At 46.0% G+C, this 19,071-nt stretch carries 15 protein-coding genes and 1 riboswitch; of the genes, 4 read left to right on the top strand and 11 right to left on the bottom strand.

Features of this window, described 5'->3' with window-relative positions:
* Nucleotides 1-322 precede the first annotated feature (322 nt).
* Both ACG95_RS01795 and cbpA read left to right on the top strand, forming a co-directional pair.
* A complete protein-coding gene (locus ACG95_RS01795; RefSeq protein ID WP_047998863.1) occupies nucleotides 323-1,717 on the top strand; it encodes a L,D-transpeptidase family protein in 1,395 nt (464 codons plus the stop codon).
* A gap of 153 nt (nucleotides 1,718-1,870) precedes the next feature.
* Nucleotides 1,871-2,509: a cyclic di-AMP binding protein CbpA gene (cbpA, locus tag ACG95_RS01790; RefSeq protein ID WP_047998862.1), complete on the top strand. Its 639-nt coding sequence runs from the start codon at nucleotides 1,871-1,873 to the stop codon at nucleotides 2,507-2,509.
* 241 nt (nucleotides 2,510-2,750) lie between these two features.
* On the opposite strand, the gene ACG95_RS01785 is transcribed toward cbpA, so the two are convergent.
* The 6 genes from ACG95_RS01785 to argC all read right to left on the bottom strand — a co-directional run bounded on the left by ACG95_RS01785 (nucleotide 2,751) and on the right by argC (nucleotide 8,559).
* A complete protein-coding gene (locus tag ACG95_RS01785; protein WP_047998861.1) occupies nucleotides 2,751-3,257 on the bottom strand; it encodes a QueT transporter family protein in 507 nt (168 codons plus the stop codon).
* A gap of 8 nt (nucleotides 3,258-3,265) precedes the next feature.
* Nucleotides 3,266-3,310, bottom strand: a riboswitch (PreQ1 riboswitch).
* A gap of 54 nt (nucleotides 3,311-3,364) precedes the next feature.
* A complete protein-coding gene (gene argF, locus ACG95_RS01780; protein ID WP_047998860.1) occupies nucleotides 3,365-4,387 on the bottom strand; it encodes an ornithine carbamoyltransferase in 1,023 nt (340 codons plus the stop codon).
* 4 nt (nucleotides 4,388-4,391) lie between these two features.
* Nucleotides 4,392-5,549, bottom strand: a complete 1,158-nt coding sequence (locus tag ACG95_RS01775) for an acetylornithine transaminase (protein WP_082137278.1) — start codon at nucleotides 5,547-5,549, stop codon at nucleotides 4,392-4,394.
* Complete coding sequence (argB, locus tag ACG95_RS01770) at nucleotides 5,546-6,292, bottom strand: acetylglutamate kinase (protein WP_047998859.1); 747 nt, start codon at nucleotides 6,290-6,292, stop codon at nucleotides 5,546-5,548. The genes ACG95_RS01775 and argB overlap by 4 nt, the downstream gene beginning before the upstream one ends.
* A 12-nt stretch (nucleotides 6,293-6,304) precedes the next feature.
* Nucleotides 6,305-7,513: a bifunctional glutamate N-acetyltransferase/amino-acid acetyltransferase ArgJ gene (gene argJ, locus ACG95_RS01765; protein ID WP_047998858.1), complete on the bottom strand. Its 1,209-nt coding sequence runs from the start codon at nucleotides 7,511-7,513 to the stop codon at nucleotides 6,305-6,307.
* A gap of 17 nt (nucleotides 7,514-7,530) precedes the next feature.
* Nucleotides 7,531-8,559, bottom strand: a complete 1,029-nt coding sequence (gene argC, locus ACG95_RS01760; RefSeq protein ID WP_047998857.1) for an N-acetyl-gamma-glutamyl-phosphate reductase — start codon at nucleotides 8,557-8,559, stop codon at nucleotides 7,531-7,533.
* A gap of 269 nt (nucleotides 8,560-8,828) precedes the next feature.
* Here argC and ACG95_RS01755 point away from each other — a divergent pair, with 269 nt between their 5' ends.
* Together ACG95_RS01755 and carB are read left to right on the top strand one after the other, a co-directional pair.
* The gene (locus ACG95_RS01755; protein WP_047998856.1) at nucleotides 8,829-9,899 is read left to right on the top strand and encodes a carbamoyl phosphate synthase small subunit; all 1,071 of its coding nucleotides are present in this window, start codon (nucleotides 8,829-8,831) and stop codon (nucleotides 9,897-9,899) included.
* On the top strand, nucleotides 9,892-12,936 hold the full coding sequence (carB, locus tag ACG95_RS01750; protein WP_047998855.1) for a carbamoyl-phosphate synthase large subunit: 3,045 nt from the start codon (nucleotides 9,892-9,894) through the stop codon (nucleotides 12,934-12,936). Before ACG95_RS01755 ends, carB begins: the two co-directional genes overlap by 8 nt.
* A gap of 121 nt (nucleotides 12,937-13,057) precedes the next feature.
* Here carB and ACG95_RS01745 read toward each other — a convergent pair whose 3' ends face one another.
* From ACG95_RS01745 to ACG95_RS01725, 5 genes are all read right to left on the bottom strand, one after another.
* Nucleotides 13,058-13,450 carry a type II toxin-antitoxin system PemK/MazF family toxin gene (locus ACG95_RS01745; RefSeq protein WP_047998854.1) on the bottom strand — a complete coding sequence of 131 codons (393 nt, stop codon included), beginning with the start codon at nucleotides 13,448-13,450 and terminating at the stop codon, nucleotides 13,058-13,060.
* A gap of 299 nt (nucleotides 13,451-13,749) precedes the next feature.
* Nucleotides 13,750-14,877 (bottom strand): alanine racemase, encoded by a 1,128-nt coding sequence (gene alr / locus ACG95_RS01740; protein ID WP_047998853.1) that lies wholly within the window; start codon nucleotides 14,875-14,877, stop codon nucleotides 13,750-13,752.
* Nucleotides 14,877-15,239, bottom strand: a complete 363-nt coding sequence (gene acpS / locus ACG95_RS01735) for a holo-ACP synthase (protein WP_047998852.1) — start codon at nucleotides 15,237-15,239, stop codon at nucleotides 14,877-14,879. Before acpS ends, alr begins: the two co-directional genes overlap by 1 nt.
* Nucleotides 15,240-15,472: 233 nt before the next feature.
* The gene (gene cshA / locus ACG95_RS01730) at nucleotides 15,473-17,086 is read right to left on the bottom strand and encodes a degradosome RNA helicase CshA (protein ID WP_047998851.1); all 1,614 of its coding nucleotides are present in this window, start codon (nucleotides 17,084-17,086) and stop codon (nucleotides 15,473-15,475) included.
* Nucleotides 17,087-17,351: 265 nt separating this feature from the next.
* Nucleotides 17,352-18,728: a UDP-N-acetylmuramoyl-tripeptide--D-alanyl-D-alanine ligase gene (locus ACG95_RS01725; RefSeq protein ID WP_047998850.1), complete on the bottom strand. Its 1,377-nt coding sequence runs from the start codon at nucleotides 18,726-18,728 to the stop codon at nucleotides 17,352-17,354.
* Nucleotides 18,729-19,071: the final 343 nt, after the last annotated feature.

The raw sequence follows: 19,071 nt of genomic DNA, 5'->3' as shown, positions 1-19,071 counted from the left end.
AATCTCAAAATCGTGCCCATAGCGTTCCAGCGTTGTCAGACCACCCCGGTAGGCGGATAAATCCGTCGATATAACATCATCGTAGGGAAATTAATCAAAAATCAACGGAGCGATGGGTTAGGTTCTACTAGTAGTCCCTAAATAGCAATCAATGATTACGTTTTTTTATTTTCCCCCACTATTTATCAGTCTAAACATAGACAACACCCCCTCGTTGCCCCCTTTAACTTTTCTTATCATCATTACCAGCCTTGAAGTTTGCACTCCCCTGTATTCTGTTATAAGGTAAAAGCACTACAAGTATATGGAGGACAATCTAATAATGAAACACAAACGTGGCCTAATTATCGGGAGCGCTATTCTCGGACTATTAGTCATCGGTTATGTTGCCACTAGTCTTATCTGGCAAAACCAACAAACTTTCCTCGCTAATACGTCGGTTGCAGGAGTTGATGTCAGTGGCAAAACTGCTACTCAGGCTGCTCCTAAAGTAAACTACGCTTTAGAACACCGCACCTATCGTATCGTTGAAAATGACAAAACTAAATACTCATTTACGAGCAAATCAGCCGGAATCACCATCAACACTAAAAAAGAATTAACCAAATTAGTTACCAAACAGAATTATTGGCGCTGGCCACTGGCGTTACTGCAATCTGCTAAAGCCACAGATGCTTCTTCTTTAGGTCAGCTCACTATCGGTCAACAAGATTTACAGACCCTTCTCAAAAAAATCACAACGACCGCTAATCAGACTAAGCGAACGAATACTGAAAACGCTAAGTTAGTTTATCGAAATAACCAAGTTGAGATCAAAAAAGAGGTCCAAGGAACCGAACTTGACCAACAGAAACTAAAAACCGTTGTAACTAAAGCAATCAGTAATGGTACCAGTCAAATTGCGCTTAAAGACGCTTACGTCACACCTACTATCACTAGTACGAGTGACAGTCTTAAAACAGCTAAGACTAAAGCTGCTAAATACGCCGCTGAAACGGCTACTTATAACATCAATGGTCACAAGTTTACTATTCCTCACGATTTGATTCTTAGTTGGATCAAAGTTGATTCTAAGGGCAAAGTTAGCTTGGACCAGACAGCTGTTTTAGCCTACGTTAAGCAACTAAATGATAAGTACCATACTTATCACACGACCCGCTCATTTAAGAGTACCGCTCGCGGAACGGTCTCCGTTAGTGGTGGCTTCTACGGTTGGACTATCAAAACTGATGCTGAAGCAAAAGCTTTGTCTGCTGAGATCATGAAGGGCAAGAGCTTTACTCGCTCCCCAATTACCAGCGGTTCCGGTTATAATAACAAAGGAACCGATATTGGTAACACCTATGTTGAAGTTGATAAGACCAACCAACACATGTACGTTTACGTTGACGGTAATCTCAAGATTTCAACCGATGTTGTTACTGGTAAACCCGGTAAACACGAAACAACTACTGGGGTTTGGTATATCTGGAATAAGGAACGTAATGCGACGCTGAAAGGCGATAACGACAACGGTTCTACTTATTCACAACCGGTTTCTTATTGGATGCCATTCGATGATACTGGTGAAGGTCTCCACGACTCTTCTTGGCAGACTCAGTACGGTGGCACGTGGTATAAGAAACACGGTTCACACGGCTGTGTTAATACGCCACCATCCGTGATGAAAAAAGTCTTTGAGGCTGTTCCAGTCGGGACACCTGTGATTGTTTTCTAATTTAAATTTAATTTAAAAAGTCGTCCTCAACATACTGGGGACGGCTTTTTAAACGCTTATTAGCGGTATTACCCCATCAATTAACGAGTATCCCAGTTACTTTTATGTTATTATTTATTAAAACAAACTAACAAAATCGGGGGAATAGTCACTATGTTATTAAAAACACTTGTTAAACCCAAAGAACGCCTCGTCACTGTTACAGCAGACGCCACTCTGGAAGAAGCTTTAAAAGTACTCGAAGATTCTGGTTTTCGCTGTATTCCAATTCTTGACGAAACTGGTCATATTTTCCGCGGTAACGTCTATAAGATGCACATCTACCGCCACAAATCACGAGGCGGCGACATGTCACTACCCGTTACCACGCTACTCAAGAATGCGACTAAGACTATTCAGGTCGATGCCGCTTTCTATAACGTCTTTTTCTCAATTAAAGATTTGCCATACATCGCCGTTTTAGACGAACATGGTTACTTCTACGGAATCTTAACGCATACCCGCTTGCTCGATATGCTGTCACAATCATGGAACGTTAACGTCGGTAGCTACGTCTTAACCGTCGTTTCTATCGGTGAACGTGGTGACTTAGCTGCTATGGCAAAGATCATCACCAAGTACACTTCCATTGCTGGTTGTTTAACTTTAGATGTCCAAAATGGCACACTCGGTCACCGAACCCTCTTCACCTTGCCTGAAGACGTTGATACTGAGAAGTTGAAACGTATCACTGATAACTTGAACCGCAAACAGTTCAAAGTAATCGAAGTGGAAGACTTACAGGCGGAATAATTAGAGTGGGCCACAAGGCGATTAGTTTGCGAGCATTAACGGGGAATCAGTGATTATTCCGTTTTTTGGAATAGTCACTGATTTCAGGTTAAGCGGAACAAGCTGCCTTGTTGCCCACGTTTCGCCACCAATAAATCAACAGCATAAAAAAATAAGCGACTTCAGTAAAATTACTGGGGTCGCTTATTTTAGTTAAATTGATAATATTCCTGATATTATATTCACGCTAATGCACCGCAATCTAAGAAATCCGATCACTAAAATGTAAGATCCGATCCAAACTGTACATAATCGGTGCGGTAATACTCATAATAATTAATTCTGAAACGGCCGTCGTTAAGTAAGTTGGCCAAAAGGCGACGCCGCTACTCATCAAGACAATCATAATGGCAATCATGAACATCGAAATAGTAAATAAAATAATATTTAAGACCATTCGTTGCCAAACCGTCTTCAATTTGGGGGCAATCCATGTCAATACTAATAATGCCAACAACGACTGTCCGCCACCGAACACAACGTTCAGCAGACTAGCACCAGGTCCGAAGGCATCGAACAAAATCACACCGGCTACGAGCCCCCAGATATACTTACGGTTGAAGACAGCCAAGTGATTCAAGCCTTCTGAAACTCGGAATTGAATGGCACCCGACGCCAAACTAAAAGCTGCTGGCCCCAAACACAAAACCACGTAAAGCGCAGCAACTAACGCGTTAATAATCCATGGTCGAATTTTTGATTCTGTCATGCGATAAATTCCTCCTAGTTTTTTAACGTGGGATGGTTACGAACCACGTATTTAGTAACAGAGCGGGTCTTATCGTAGCACGCCGGAGCGTTTCGAATCAAGTCATTCTATTCAAATAGACTGTCAGGAATGAAAAGGTCACCGAGTGTCGCCGCCATTACAGCCTTAATCGCTGGCAACCGGTTTGCTGCTTCCTCGAAGACCACCGACTGCGGACTATTAAAGACCTCGTCCGTAATTTCAAACGCATCCATCTGATACTTAGCGCCTAATTCAGCACCTACCTGCGTCTTTAAATCATGCAACGCCGGTAAACAGTGCATCACAATCGTTGTTTCTTTGCCAGTAGCCGCCAATAATTCGGTGTTGATCTGAAACGGCAGTAATTGCTTGATCCGTTGCCCGTAGTCAACATCCTCTCCCATTGACACCCAGACATCCGTGTACAGCGCGTCAGCTTGGGCAACCGCCGCTTTAGGATCATCCGTGACCAGAACAGTACTGCCAGAATTAGCGGCATATTTTTGCGCTAATGCAACAATCTCAGCTGCGGGCTGTAACGCTGCTGGGGCACCAATGTGTACGTTGATTCCCAGCATTGATCCCGCTACTAGTAAACTGTTGGCCATGTTATTACGGCCGTCCCCCACATACGTTAGCGTCAGGCCTTTCAGATAGCCAAAGTGTTCCTTCAGAGTTAAGAAGTCGGCTAAGATTTGCGTTGGGTGCCAGTCATCCGTTAGACCATTCCAGACGGGAACACCACTATACTTCGCTAAGTCAGCCACCGTTTGCTGAGAAAAGCCTCGAAACTCAATGCCATCAAACATTGATCCCAACACCTTAGCTGTGTCGGCCACCGACTCCTTAGTCCCAAACTGAATGTCATGTTGACCTAAGAATTCAGGATGAGCGCCTAAATCGTTAGCCGCCACGGTAAACGCCGAACGGGTCCGCGTTGACGTTTTCTCAAATAGTAACGCAATGTTCTTACCCTGCAGATAAGAGTGTGGAATATGCTGTGCTTTGAGTGCTTTTAAATGGCTCGCAAAGTCGATTAAATAGGTGAGTTCGGCAGGTGTAAAATCGATTTCCTTCAATAAGGATTGTCCTTGAAAATGATTATTCATATCATTAAACCTCCGTAGTTAATTCAGTCAGGACTTGCGCAATAGTCGTAATACCAGCGAGTAGCTCACTGGGTTGCATCACTAATGGCGGCAGTAATCGTAACGTATTGTCACCGGCGGATAATGTCAGCAAGCCCGCTGTTTGTAGTGCTTCAATCACTTGTTGGACCGGTAACTGAGGATCTAAGTGAATCCCGATCATCAGGCCCTTACCCGTAATCGCCTGCACACTAGGTAGCGTTGCAATCTGGTCACTGAGTGCTTGCCATACCACATCGGCATGTTCCCGAACGGTGGTTAAAAATTCCGGTGTTAACTGTTGTAGCACGGATTGTGCAGCTGCCATTGCTAGCGCATTGCCAGCAAACGTCGAACCGTGACTCCCAGGTCCAAACGCTGACGCAAATTTTTGGCGGCCGACCATTGCTCCCACTGGCAGCCCGTTCGCTAACCCCTTAGCAACCGTGTAAATATCTGGGTCAAGACCATAGCCTTCGTATGCCATCCGGTAACCCGTCCGCCCAATTCCAGATTGGACTTCGTCAATGATCAGCAGTGCACCGGTCGCCTGACACTTGGCATTAACGGCTTTTAACCAATCAGGATCGCCCGCATACACGCCACCTTCACCTTGAACAACTTCTAAAATAACCGCCGCTAAGTCAGGTGTAATCTGCGCTAAAGCCGCATCATCATTATAGTCAGCAAACTGAATTCCCGGAACAAGTGGTGCGTATCCTGCTTGAATATGAGCATTTCCCGTCATAGACATTGACCCGTATGTTCGCCCATGAAAGGAATGATTAAACGCCAGAATAGCCGTTTTACCCGTGTACTTACGGGCTAGTTTCAGAGCAGCTTCGTTGGCCTCAGTACCTGAATTAGCAAAATAAACCAAGCGATCATCGCCGTTGGTCAGCAACTGGGCCACACCATCTTGCAACTCACTTTCATACAAATTAGACGTGTGCCAGATTTGGGTCAACTGCTGTGTAACAGCCTGCTGAATCTGGGGTTGATGATAACCAAAGTTACAGACCCCAATCCCAGCCGTAAAATCTAAGTATTGCTTGCCATGATTGTCAGTTAAGTAAACGCCCTGTCCATCCTCAATTGCGAATGGAAACCGAGCATAGGTTGGAAATACATATTGCATGGTCATCCGGCCACCTCCTGAATAATTGCCGTACCAGGTTGATCGATTGCATTCGTAATCACCGCCTGATGAACACCAGCTTGAATAGCAGCGATTGCCGCCTGTACTTTTGGTTGCATCCCCGCCGTAATCACTGCGGCACGAGTTAAACGTTGCGCTTGCAATGGTGACAAAGTTGTCATCACATTGCCGTGGTGCATGATTCCTGGGACATCCGTTAATAAGACTAATTTTTCAGCGTGTAATTGCTGGGCCAATACGGTTGCCGCCATATCCGCATTCACGTTGAGCCATTGACCATCGGCACTGAGTGCAAGTGGTGCCAGCACGCCAATCTGATCAGCTAAAACGGTCGCTAACTTAGTTTGATTGACCGCTGTTATCTGCCCAACGTAACCTAGCTGTTCATAGTCGACCAACTCACCCGTCAACAATTGATTATCGGCAGCATTCAATCCTAAGACATCCAATCCATGCTGAGCAAGTTGTGATAGGAGTGCTGGTTGCGCATCTCCGAGTAACGCTAGTTTAGTCAACGTCAGGGTTGCGGCATCTGTCACCCGTAACCCGTGAACTTTTTTGACTGGCAACTGTAACTGGGTCGTCAATTGCGTAATCATTGGCCCACCACCATGGATGATCAGAACGTGATAACCTTGCTGTTGCCACGCTTGTAACTGGTCAAAAAACGCTTGATTTAACTGGTGAATTGCTTGACCGCCGATTTTAACAATAATCAGATTCTGCATAAATCGTCCTCCCTAAGTATGATAACTGGCATTAATTTTGACGTAGTTGTAAGTCAGATCACAGCCCCATGCTTGCCCACTAGCTAAACCGTGGTGGAGATCGACATTAATCATGATCCGCGCATCTTGCAGGCTCTGTTGGACCGTTGTTAGATCAAAATCAACTGCCAGACTATTGTGAACGAGTAAGATACCATTCATCTCAATATCAACAGTGTTAATATCTATAGCCGCATCCGTAGCCCCAATCGTACTGATGATACGTCCCCAATTGGGATCCTCACCGAAGATCGCCGCCTTAACGAGGTTTGAGCCCACGATGGCTTTAGCAATCTGTTGCCCATCCGATGCAGTGGCGGCATGATCGACATTGCATTCCACTAACTTAGTGGCCCCTTCACCATCCGCGGCAATCTGCTTCGCAAGTTCTCCCAAGACAAAATGAAAGGCTTCACTGAAGGTCTGATAATTCGTAGTTCCCGCCACTAGGCTAGGATTATCCGCCAAACCATTGGCTAGCGTAACAACCATATCATTCGTTGAGGTATCGCCATCGACTGTAATCTGGTTGAAGGTTTGATCCACATTTTCACTCAGCAAGGCCTGCAAAACGTCGCCGTCAATCTGCGCATCGGTCGTGACAAAGCCTAGCATCGTTGCCATCTTAGGATGAATCATTCCGGAGCCCTTCGCAAAACCAGTGATGGTAACCAACTGCCCACCCAATTCGCACTGAACACAGACCGTTTTCGGGTGCTTGTCAGTCGTCAACACCGCGTACGTCACCGCATCGCTCTTAGTCGGCGTCAGTTGTGGTAAGCCGTTTTTGATCTTTTCCATCGGCAATTGGGCACCTATCAGTCCAGTAGAAGCGACTCCAATCAAACTAGGAGCAATCGCTAGTTTGTTAGCCAACCAGGTCTGTTCCTGCATCGCATTCTGCCAACCTTGCGCACCCGTACACGAATTAGCCACCGCACTGTTGAGTAGTAAGCCCTGCAATTGGTGATTCTGATCAATCATCTGCTTGGTTAATTTTGTGGGTGCTGCCTGAAACTGATTCGTTGTGTACGTTCCAGCGGCACTCGCAGGGACTTTCGAGAACAACCAGCCAAAATCCGGCTTCTTACGCCGTAATCCAATATGAATCCCATCACTGTAAAAACCAGCCGGCCACTGAAAGGCCACCTTTTCAAAAGTTGTATTCGTTAATACTTGCATCCGCAAGACTTCCTCTCTTATGGAAATACGGGTAACGTGGGTAGTCCGGTCGTTATCGCTAACTGAAAATAGCGATTAAAGTTCTGAATCGCTTGACCAGCGGCCCCCTTCATTAGATTATCGATGACACTGACAACCAAGATCGTCTTAGTGACCGGGTTATAGTTCACACCTAACGCACAGTTATTGGTGCCAATCACCATTTTAAGATCCGGCATTGTCCCACTCGGTAGAACTTGAACAAACGGCTGCTCCTGATAAGTCTGTTCAAACGCAGCCACTAGCTGCGCCGTCGTCAACGGTTGTGCTGCACACGCATAGATAGTACTCATAATCCCACGGGTAACCGGGATGAGCGTCGTCGTAAATTCAATCGCTGGCACTGCTGACCACCAGCGTTGCAATTGCTGTACAATTTCTGGAATATGTTGATGCTGGTTAACCTTATAGAGACTGAGATTATCGTTCACATTGACGTAGTGACTACTGCTCGTTAAACCTTTACCGGCACCTGACAATCCAGATTTGGCATCAACCACAATCGTCGTCGGGTCAATCAAATGTTGTTGTACTAATGGTGCTAGGCCTAATAACGTGGCCGTGGCGTAACAACCTGGATTAGCCACATAAGCTGTCAGTGGTGCAGGTAGATCTGCCAGACCATAGCTGGCTTTTTCTAGGGCAGTGATTGGTGCTGAAGTTCGGTGATACCACCGCTGATACTGCTCAGGATCTTGCAAGCGAAAATCTCCAGACAGATCAATGACGGGAAAATCTGCCGCAATCAACGGTAGTGCAAGTTGTTGACTAACACCGGCTGAGGTAGCAAAGAACATCATGGCATTTTCTTGCATCACGACGTCGGCATCAAATGGTCGAATGATTGCCGTTTCTTTCTGATACATCGGAGCCACTGTCTTCAGTGCTACCGGTTGGGCATCCGCATGACCGTATAAATTGATCTGATCTATAGCAGGGTGTTGTTTTAACAAGTTGTACAGAACCATACCGCTGTACCCGGTTACTCCCATCAACGCAACTTGCATATTATCACCTCAAATATTCAAAAATAAGTTAATCTATCGCATATCTATGCAATTAGCATGGTTCACACTATATTCTCATCACTATCAAAGCGCAAGTGTTTTTGTAAATTTATTCAAAATATTTTAAAAATATGTATATTTATAGCTACAAAAGACATTTTATTCACTATTTATGTATTTTTAATTTGACATCCGTGCTTAATTACTGTTTACTAGTTCCATTGATAACAACTCGTTTTTAATCTTACTATCAGAAAGGATGCGACAAGATGCAAAAATACTTAACACTAGCGGACGGGAGTCAATGGATAGGAACGGCGATTGGCGCTCGCACACTTGAAGTCGCTGGCCAAATCGTTTTTAACACTGGGATGAGCGGCTACCAAGAAACTTTGACTGATCCGTCCTATCTGAACCAGTTAATTACATTTACTTACCCATTGATTGGCAATTACGGCATTGATCCAACTGTTAGCCAAGCGACAACAATTGGTGCGCAAGCGATTATCGTCCACGAACTTGCCGACTTCAGCGATCACCAGACTAGTCGTCAATCATTGGCGAGTTTTCTCACGTTGAACCATGTCGCCGGGATTGCGGGCATTGATACCCGTGACCTAACCACCCATATTCGGACAACCGGATCTCAGATGGCAATTATCAGTAATACACCCGTTAGTGACTTTGACGCTAAACTCGCCACCCTACCTTTAAAACAGTTACTCCCCCAACCACTACCCTTAAACCAAGTACACACTGGTAAGACGCATATCGTTGTTCTTGACTTTGGTGAAAAATCAGCGATCACCGCCGAGCTCATCAAACGTGGCTGTGCCGTAACCGTTTTGCCCGCCACAACGAGTCTAAAAGTCATTAGTGCTTATCACCCAGATGGCATCCTCCTGTCTAATGGCCCCGGTGATCCAACGGCACATGCTCAAGTCCTACCAACCATCCGCCAGCTTGCCAAACACTATCCTTTAGCTGGGATCTGCCTCGGCCATCAATTAATTGCACTAGCTTACGGTGCCCAAACTTACCAACTGCCATTTGGTCACCACAGTCTCAATCATCCGGTCCAGTCTTGTGTTGACGGTACGGTGATGATGACCGCTCAAAATCACGATTACGCCATTGATCCGGCCTCCTTAACCACGACACCACTACAAGTCACTTATACCGAACTAAACGACGGTAGCGTTGAAGGACTACGCTTACCACATACCGCTGTCATGTCCGTGCAGTTTCATCCAGAAGCTCATCCGGGGCCACAGGAAGCTGGTCAATTTTTCGATAAATTCTTAACAATGATTCAACAGGAGGCCGTTGCCAATGCCTAAGAATACTAAGATCCATTCCATTGCTGTGATTGGATCAGGTCCAATCAAGATCGGTCAAGCTGCCGAATTCGACTATGCCGGAACGCAAGCCTGTCTGAGCTTAAAGGATGCGGGATACCACGTTATCTTGATCAACTCCAATCCAGCGACCATCATGACTGACAGCACTACCGCCGACGAAGTTTATCTGCGGCCGTTAACCCTCGCAAGTGTGACCGAGGTTCTGACTGTCACTAAACCAGATGCCTTACTACCGACACTGGGCGGTCAAACTGGCCTGAATTTAGCCATGGCACTTGACCAAGCAGGCGTTTTGACTGACCTACATATCCAATTGCTGGGAACTTCACTCAAAACGATCAATCAAGCCGAAGACCGGGCCGCATTCAAGACACTCATGAAGCAACTCGATCAGCCGATTCCAGCTAGCACGACCGTTCACCACGTGGCTAGTGCGCTGGCTTTTGCTGACCAGATCGGCTACCCCGTCATCGTACGCCCCGCCTTCACCCTCGGTGGTTCTGGCGGTGGCATTGCCAATAATGCCCAAGAGTTAACGCAGATTTTACAACGGGGACTAACCATGTCACCGGTCAACGAATGTTTAATCGAACGGAGCATTGCTGGATTCAAAGAAATTGAATTCGAAGTGATGCGCGATAATCAGGGCAGTAAAATTATCGTCTGCAGTATGGAGAACTTCGACCCCGTCGGCATCCATACCGGTGATTCAATCGTCTACGCGCCTGCCCAAACACTGACTGATGCAGAATATCAGCGTTTACGTACCGCTGCGCTAACCATCGTCGAGGCCCTCGATATTCGTGGTGGCTGTAACGTCCAACTCGCACAGGATCCTCACAGCGATCAGTACGCGGTCATCGAAGTGAATCCCCGGGTCAGTCGTTCTTCAGCTCTAGCTTCTAAAGCAACGGGTTATCCGATTGCCAAGATTGCCGCCGAAATTGCGATTGGGCTGAATCTATCAGAAATCAAAAATCCCGTCACTCAGACGACCTACGCCGCATTCGAACCGGCACTCGATTACGTGGTTGCTAAGATTCCACGATTTGCGTTTGATAAGTTTCCAACGGCAGATGCTCACCTGGGCACTCAGATGAAAGCCACCGGTGAAGTCATGGCAATTGGGACAACTATCGAAGAAGCAACGTTAAAAGCCATCGCCTCACTGGAAATTACGCCCAAAGTTCAAACAACGTTAGTCCCCGATGAGCTCATCACTAAGACCAACCTGTTAGATCAACTCACCCATCCCACTGACAAACGGCTCTTTTATTTACTGGCAGCTTTTCAAGCAGGTTGGCCCTTAGCAAAACTCGCTGAATTAACTGGAATTACGCCATTTTTCCTAAGTAAGTTACAGCACATCATGCAGTTAACAGCCAACCTCATCACGTCACAACAGTTCTTAACTGCTAAAAAATATGGCTTGAGCGTTGCAACCATGGCCCACTATAGCCAGCACTCACTTAAAGACGTGACGACTATCACGGATCAGCAGCCACTAGTTTATAAGATGGTCGACACCTGTGCGGGTGAATTCGCTAGCGCGACACCGTATTTTTACAGCACCGCGTTTGGGCAAACTAACGAAAGCCAGCCATTAGGGAATAGCGTCATCATCTTAGGCTCTGGCCCCATTCGCATCGGTCAGGGAATCGAATTCGACTATACGACCGTTCACTGTATCAAAGCCGTTCAGCAAGCGGGCTATCACGCTATCGTGGTCAACAATAATCCAGAGACTGTTTCAACCGATTTTTCAACTTCCGACAAACTTTACTTTGAGCCGCTGACAATCGAGCGCTTAATGCCAATCATTGAACTCGAACACCCAGTCGGCGTTATCGTCCAATTCGGCGGCCAGACAGCAATCAACTTGGCTCATCAGCTAACTGAACACGGCGTTCATATTCTTGGTACTAGTGTTGCGGCTACCGATTTAACAGAGAATCGGCAGGTATTTGCCGACCATCTGAACCGTTTGACCATCGCTCAAGCTGCTGGCACAACGGTCACTGAACTAAAAGAAGCTTATCAAGCTGCCCACTCGATCGGTTACCCGCTACTTGTTCGTCCCAGCTTCGTTCTCGGCGGTCGGGCCATGGCGATCGTTCATGACGATGCCGAACTGACACCCGTTATTAAAGCCGCTGTTGCTGCTGGTCATGGCGCACCCATCTTAATGGATCAATACTTACCGGGAACTGAATGCGAAGTTGATGTCCTATCCGACGGTCAACAGTGCTTCATTCCCGGAATCATGGAACATATTGAAGGAGCCGGCGTCCATTCAGGAGATTCGATTACGGTCTATCCGCCACAATCGCTCAGTACAGCCGTTCAGGATAAAATCGTGGCGATTGCAACCAAGTTAGCACAATCCTTACATTGTGTTGGCATGGTTAACATCCAATTTGTCATCACCGACGACGTTTACGTCATTGATGTTAATCCCCGGGCCAGCCGTACCGTCCCATTCATGAGTAAGGTCACACACTTACCACTAGCTCAACTGGCTACCCAATTAATTTTAGGTCGGCAGTTGACTGAGGTTGGTCTCACTCCTGGCCTTTTACCCCCTTCTGATCTAGTTGCTATCAAGGCACCGGTCTTCTCGTTCAACAAGTTGCCGCAAACACCGACTGCGCTTAGTCCTGAAATGAAATCAACTGGTGAAACAATTGGCGTTGGCCCAACCTTTGCTGATGCCTGGCATGCAGCCATGGCGGACAGCTACCAACTTGATCACTGGCAAGCAAGCGATGGCGTACTTACAGATGCTTTAACCTGGCAGCGACCTGCCGTTCAAGCGGTCTTAAACGCAGCTAACGTTCCCGTAACCGTTATTGGACCAACTAGTCAGTGGTCGACTCCAACTACTCAGTTCCTTGGCTTCACTTTGGATTCAACATCTGACCATCCTTTTGCTACCACGGTGCTCAATCACAACCTGCCGCTAGTCACCGCCTTAGATACACTCAAGACCCTACTAACCGTTACCGCGGCCAGCTAAGCACGCAAAAAAAGAACCACTAACTAAGGTATTCACCTTAACTAGTGGTTCTTTTTTTACTGCACTCGGTCATCGCACCGAAATAGCTTAATTATGTAAACAATTAATCCCCATCGACTGACTATGATTGGAAGGTGCGTTGTGTCCGCTTGCGCGTCTGGTCAGCTAACCCAATACTAATCAGTAAAGCATTATCAACCCGACGCATCGTTTGATCATCCAAATGGGTGACCCGATCTTTAAGCCGTTGCTTATCAATCGTGCGTACTTGTTCTAACAATACAACTGAATTCTTTTCAATCCCGGTGTGTGCGGCATTAATATTCACATGCGTTGGCATTTTTGCCTTTTGAACCTTAGCCGTGATTGCAGCAACAATCACCGTAGGACTGTAGTGATTACCAACATTATTCTGCACGATTAATACCGGGCGCATGCCTCCTTGTTCGGAGCCTATGACTGGTGATAAATCTGCATAAAAAATGTCACCACGTTTAATGTCAGCTGCGGCCATCGCCTCATCTCCCTTTATTACGCGACCTAATAAGTCTGATAGTACCCCAATATAACTATCTTGTTACTCATAATATCATGAACCCTTCACATTTAGCAACCGTTTACCGATTTAATCAAATAAGCTAACTCATCCATCTGATTGCCCTTAATCCGCCCATCGCTTAGCTTAGCGTGGCGACTTACTCATTTTTTAGCAAAAGCATCGCTGACGTTAATTATTACCAGTGGTATCTATCGGTGCTAAATAAAACAGTCCTGATAATCACCTTATCAAGGACTGTCTGTCATAACTATCTTTTAATCTGTATAAACTCGGGGTACTCGCGGAGCTAGCCCACAAGCAATTTCGTAATGGATCGTCCCACAATAGTCCGCAACATCTTGCAAACTAATCGTATTCGCACCGTCAGTCCCAACTAAGGTAACCTTAGTTCCAACTGCAACCTCATGTGGTAACCGCACCATCAATTGATCCATGCAGACCCGCCCAACGATTTCACAAAATCCACCGTCAATCAGAACGTGAAAGCCTTGTAAACGCCGTTCGTAACCATCTGCATAGCCAATCGGAACCGTTCCAATCCATTCATCCTGGGCCGCCGTGTAAGTCGCACCATAACTGATGGATTTATCACGAGCCAGATGCTTCACAAAGGTTAGCTGAGCCGTCAACGATAACGCTGGCTGTAATTGATATGGTGAGCTCAAGTCACGACCTGAAGGATTCAAACCATACAAGGCTACCCCAAAACGAACCATATTACCATTGCAGGCTTGATGCCACAGACTCGTTGCTGAGTTCGACACGTGCACGTATCGTGGCAAGTCATCAACAGCTGCAATCATTGATTTCCAATTATTCAATTGATGAATGAAGTAGGTGTCATCTGCTTGATCCGCCGTTGCAAAGTGGGTAAAAATGCCTTCAAAATCAAATGGCGATTGTGCTTGTCGCAACGTTTGAGCTGCAACGGATAACTCAGCTGGCGTTTGAAACCCAATCCGTCCCATCCCCGTATCCAGCGCTAAGTGAACATGTAACGGCTGGGTCACTTGACTAGTAGCCAAGATCTGAGTGGCAGTATCCAACCACGCTTTACTACCAACTGCCAATGAAATTGATTTTTCCGCAGCTAATGACGCGTATTCTGGTTCCGTGATTCCCAGTACCAATACTGGTTCTGTGATCCCGGCAGCTCGTAACGCTAAGCCTTCATCCAAAATTGCCACGCAAAAACCCGTCGCACCAGCTGCTTTAGCCGCCTGCGCCACCTGAATAATTCCGTGACCATAGCCATTTGCCTTCACGACTGCCCATAACTCAGTTAACTCATCTTTTTGTGCCATTTCTTTACGAATATTACTTTTAATTGCCTGCAAGTCGACTGTGACTTGTGTGTGGCGGTGTTCCCCAATTACAACCATCACCGTGTGCCTCTTTCCAATATAACTTGTGTCATCACTAACGTGTCCGTGTGTGAAATTGAAATCCACGCCGGACCATCGAATGGGTGCCGCGTAATCTCCGGCTTACCAACCGCATTATCTAAAATCTCAATATCTTGAAAACCAACGGCCGCCCCAATTCCAGTACCAAAGGCCTTACTGTAGGCTTCTTTCGCTGAAAAACGACCTGCTAAAAATTCGACTTGCCGTTTAGCAGGGTACCGATCAAAAACAGCCCGTTCTGCCGGAGTTAATACTTTTGCTGGCAGTTGTAACCCTTTAGATAGAATGAGTTGAATGCGCTCTAATTCCGTAAGATCAATTCCCGTCCCATAAATCACAGCGACACCCCTTTTCAGTATAGTTAATAACTAGTTTGATATTTCCAATTTACCACAGCTGCCGTCCTGATAAAAGGGGCCACGCACGCAATCTTTTCACGTCAACGTGAAGGTCCGTCTACCTAATGAATAAAACAACTGTCAGTTGGGTCCCAACTTGTACCAAGTGTAAACTCAGCGCATACAAAAAAGCCGAGCAAATGCTCGACTTTTCATTATCAACTAATTAATAATTAATCGTTGGTACGAATCGTGTAGCTCCGCTTGCTGCTTTGCTTACGACCGTCATCGTGGTTCCGGTTACTGCTACGATTGTCATCGCGGCTGCGACCTTTATAGCCACCACTCTTGTGATCGCCGCTACCACTACGGCCACTGCCGTTGCGGTCACGATCGCGACCATTGTGTGAGTAACTGCTACCGCCATTACTGCGGCCACCGTTACCATGGCTACTACCACTGTTACGATTACGGTTACCACGGTAACCACCACCACGACGGTTACCACCACCGCCGCCTTTATGACGAGGTAATGGGCGTTCTGGCGTAATCTTAACAGGTACTGATGAAGCATCGTCCTTAGTTACTTCGTTTAATAACGCAGCAACTAAGTCAGTAGCATCATACTTTTGTAGCAATTCAGCTGCTTGGTCAGCATACTTTTCAGTAGCCGTCTTAGCAACTAAAGCAGCTACATTAGATTCTGCTGCAGCCAACTGGCCAGTAAATGCTTCGGCTTCAGTTGGTGGCTTCAATGGTAACATACGCTTCTTGGTCAACTTTTCAATAACCCGCAAGTATTCCATTTCGTTAGGCGTTACAAAGGTTAATGAAACCCCCTTGTTACCGGCACGGCCAGTACGGCCAATACGATGAACATAACTGTCAGGATCTTGTGGAATATCAAAGTTGTACACGTGGGTGACACCAGAAACATCAAGTCCCCGAGCAGCCACATCGGTAGCAACTAAGATATCTAATTGACCAGCCTTGAATTGACGCATGATTTGTGAACGACGTTGTTGGGTTAAATCGCCATGAATACCAGCAGCATTATAGCCACGAGCTTCTAGACCCTTAGATAATTCATCAACACGACGTTTCGTACGACCAAACACGATTGTGAGTTCAGGTGCCTGAACGTCTAATAATCGAGTCATGATATCGAACTTTTCAAATTCTTTGGCTTTAACGTAATATTGATCAACCGTATCAGCGGTCATTTCTTTTGATTTAATTTTAACGTGGTGTGGTTCTTTCATGAACTGTACCCCGATACGCTTGATTTCAGGCGGCATCGTTGCGGAGAACAGCATTGTTTGCCGTTCGCCAGGTACTTGTTTGATAATTGATTCGATATCTTCTAAGAAACCCATGTTTAACATTTCATCGGCTTCGTCAAGAACTAACATCTTAACGTGATCTAATTTGATCGTGCCCCGACGAATATGATCGAGTAAACGACCTGGCGTCCCTACGATAACTTGTGGATTCTGCTTTAAGCTTCTGATTTGGCGACGAATATCAGCGCCACCATAAACAACCTGAACCTTAGCATGTTCTTCTTTACCTAAACCGTAAACTTCTTCTTGGGTCTGGATTGCCAATTCACGCGTTGGTGAGATTACCAAGGCTTGAATATTATGGTTATCAAAATCCAACCGTTGTAAGATTGGTAAGGCAAAAGCGGCTGTTTTACCAGTCCCGGTTTGAGCTTGACCAATCACATCTTTGCCTTCAAGAACCATTGGAATGGTTTCGGCTTGGATAGGGGTCGCTTCTTCATAACCGGCCCGCTGAACTGCTTTAAGTAGGCTATCTGATAAGCCTAATTCTGTAAACTTCAAATATGTTTCCTCCTAAGGATGACACCATGGGATTACGTGACAGCTAGAAAAAAATCCGTTTCCCGTGGGACGCTATCATGTAAGCCAACGGTCTGACTTTCAAAATGGTACAACTGAATTATCATACACCGGTTATTCTAAATAAGCAAGCAAGACCGCCAACACTAATAAGGTTCAAATGCGTTGGCTAATCAATGTTAGCGTCACCATTCCCCTACTAATGCGAGCGGTCTTGTTGTTATGATTTTAAATTTTATTTTTTAGACTAATCGGTTAATGCTGCTAACACTTTTTCGAGGTGAATCCCGTGACTCCCCTTGAGAAGTACTTGGTCATCCGCACTCACTGCAGCTGTTAAATCTTCAATCAGCTGAGCCTGTGAATCCGTTGGGTAATAATGTACCGTTCCCTGAGGATACTTGGCCTTGATGACTTCCGCTAGGGCCTGCATATGCTGACCATTCAAGTAAACACTTGGAATAGTTGTTGGATCTAATTCACTAGCCAGACTCATGTGTAACGCGTCCGACTGATCCCCTAATTCCAACATATCACCAAGTACCACAATCCGCTGCCCCTTAGTTGGCACTGCCGCAAAAGCTGCTAACACTCGACGCGCAGCCGTTGGGTTAGAATTGTAGACATCACTTAAGATGGCCTCACCCTTGCTACCGCTCAACCATTCCGTCCGGTTTTCAGTAGGGACAAAACTAGCGATTGCTTGCTTGGCCGCCGTCGGACGAATGTGGAACGTATCAGCTACTAGTAAAGCGGCCAGCGCGTTGTTGACATTATAAGCACCCATCATTGGAATCGTATAAGTGTCATCTGGCCATAAGCTAGCTTTGAATTCCGTCTGTGCACGGCCACTGGTCACGTCGCTACCAACTAAGGTATTCGTAGCATCCAAACCGAATGTTCGCTGATGCTGACTAACATCTTGAGCCCGTTCTTGTAATAATGGTTCGTCGCCATTAAAGATGAACGTTCCGTCTTCTTTCAAGCCATGCACAATCTCTAACTTAGCATCCGCAATCCGATCACGAGTTCCGAAAAATTCAATGTGAGCTTCACCAATCATGGTAATGACTGCCACGTCGGGTTGCACTAACTGGCTGAGAAAATCAAGTTCACCGAAGTGGTCCATGCCCATTTCAACCACAACAACTTCAGTATTAGGTTCCATACTTAGTAACGTAATGGGTACCCCAATCTGGTTATTGAAGTTAGCGTGAGTCTTCGTCACATTGAACTGCGTGCTAAGTACACTCGCAATCATGTCCTTCGTCGTTGTTTTACCATTACTTCCAGTAACAGCAACCACCTTAGGATTAATCTTCTGTAAGTAGTATTGTCCCAGCTGTTGTAAGGCTGTCAATGTATCTGCCACCATGATCACCGGTAGTTCATCGGGCGCACTATCAGCATGGTCACTAGCCCATAAGGTTGCTACCGCACCATTTGCGATGGCATTTTGAATGTATTGATGACCATCGTTATCACCCATTAGTGGGATGAACAAATCCCCGGCTTGCAGTTTCCGGCTATCAAATGCGACTCCCGTTACGTGAACGTCAGGCCAAGCTTGTTCAGCATTGACCGCTTCAACGGCCTTGGCAATTTCGGCAACTTGCATCTTCATATTGATTAAACTCTCCATTCATGGTTCCCATGTAGCGGGCAAACCAATTTTTTGACTAAGGTTTCATATTCTCGAATCGTAACTCCGTTTAAAGCTACGCGCATAAAAATTATACCACTTTGCCCGGTCGGACTCTATGGCTGCCCGGATTTTAGCTTGATACGCTTGTTTCTAAGCACTAAAAAAGGCTTATGACATAAAGTCGCAAGCCTGATTTTAGTGGTTCGGATGTTAATAGTCGAAACGTGCGCCACAAGGCAGTTTGTTCCGCTTAACCCGAAACCAGTGACCATTCCCAAAACCGGAATAATCACTGGTTTCCCGTTAATGCTCGCAAACTAAC

Origin of the sequence: Lactiplantibacillus herbarum (assembly GCF_001039045.1) — a bacterium.
GTDB classification, from domain to species: Bacteria; Bacillota; Bacilli; order Lactobacillales; family Lactobacillaceae; genus Lactiplantibacillus; species Lactiplantibacillus herbarum.
This window is presented reverse-complemented; position numbering and strand designations above follow the sequence as displayed.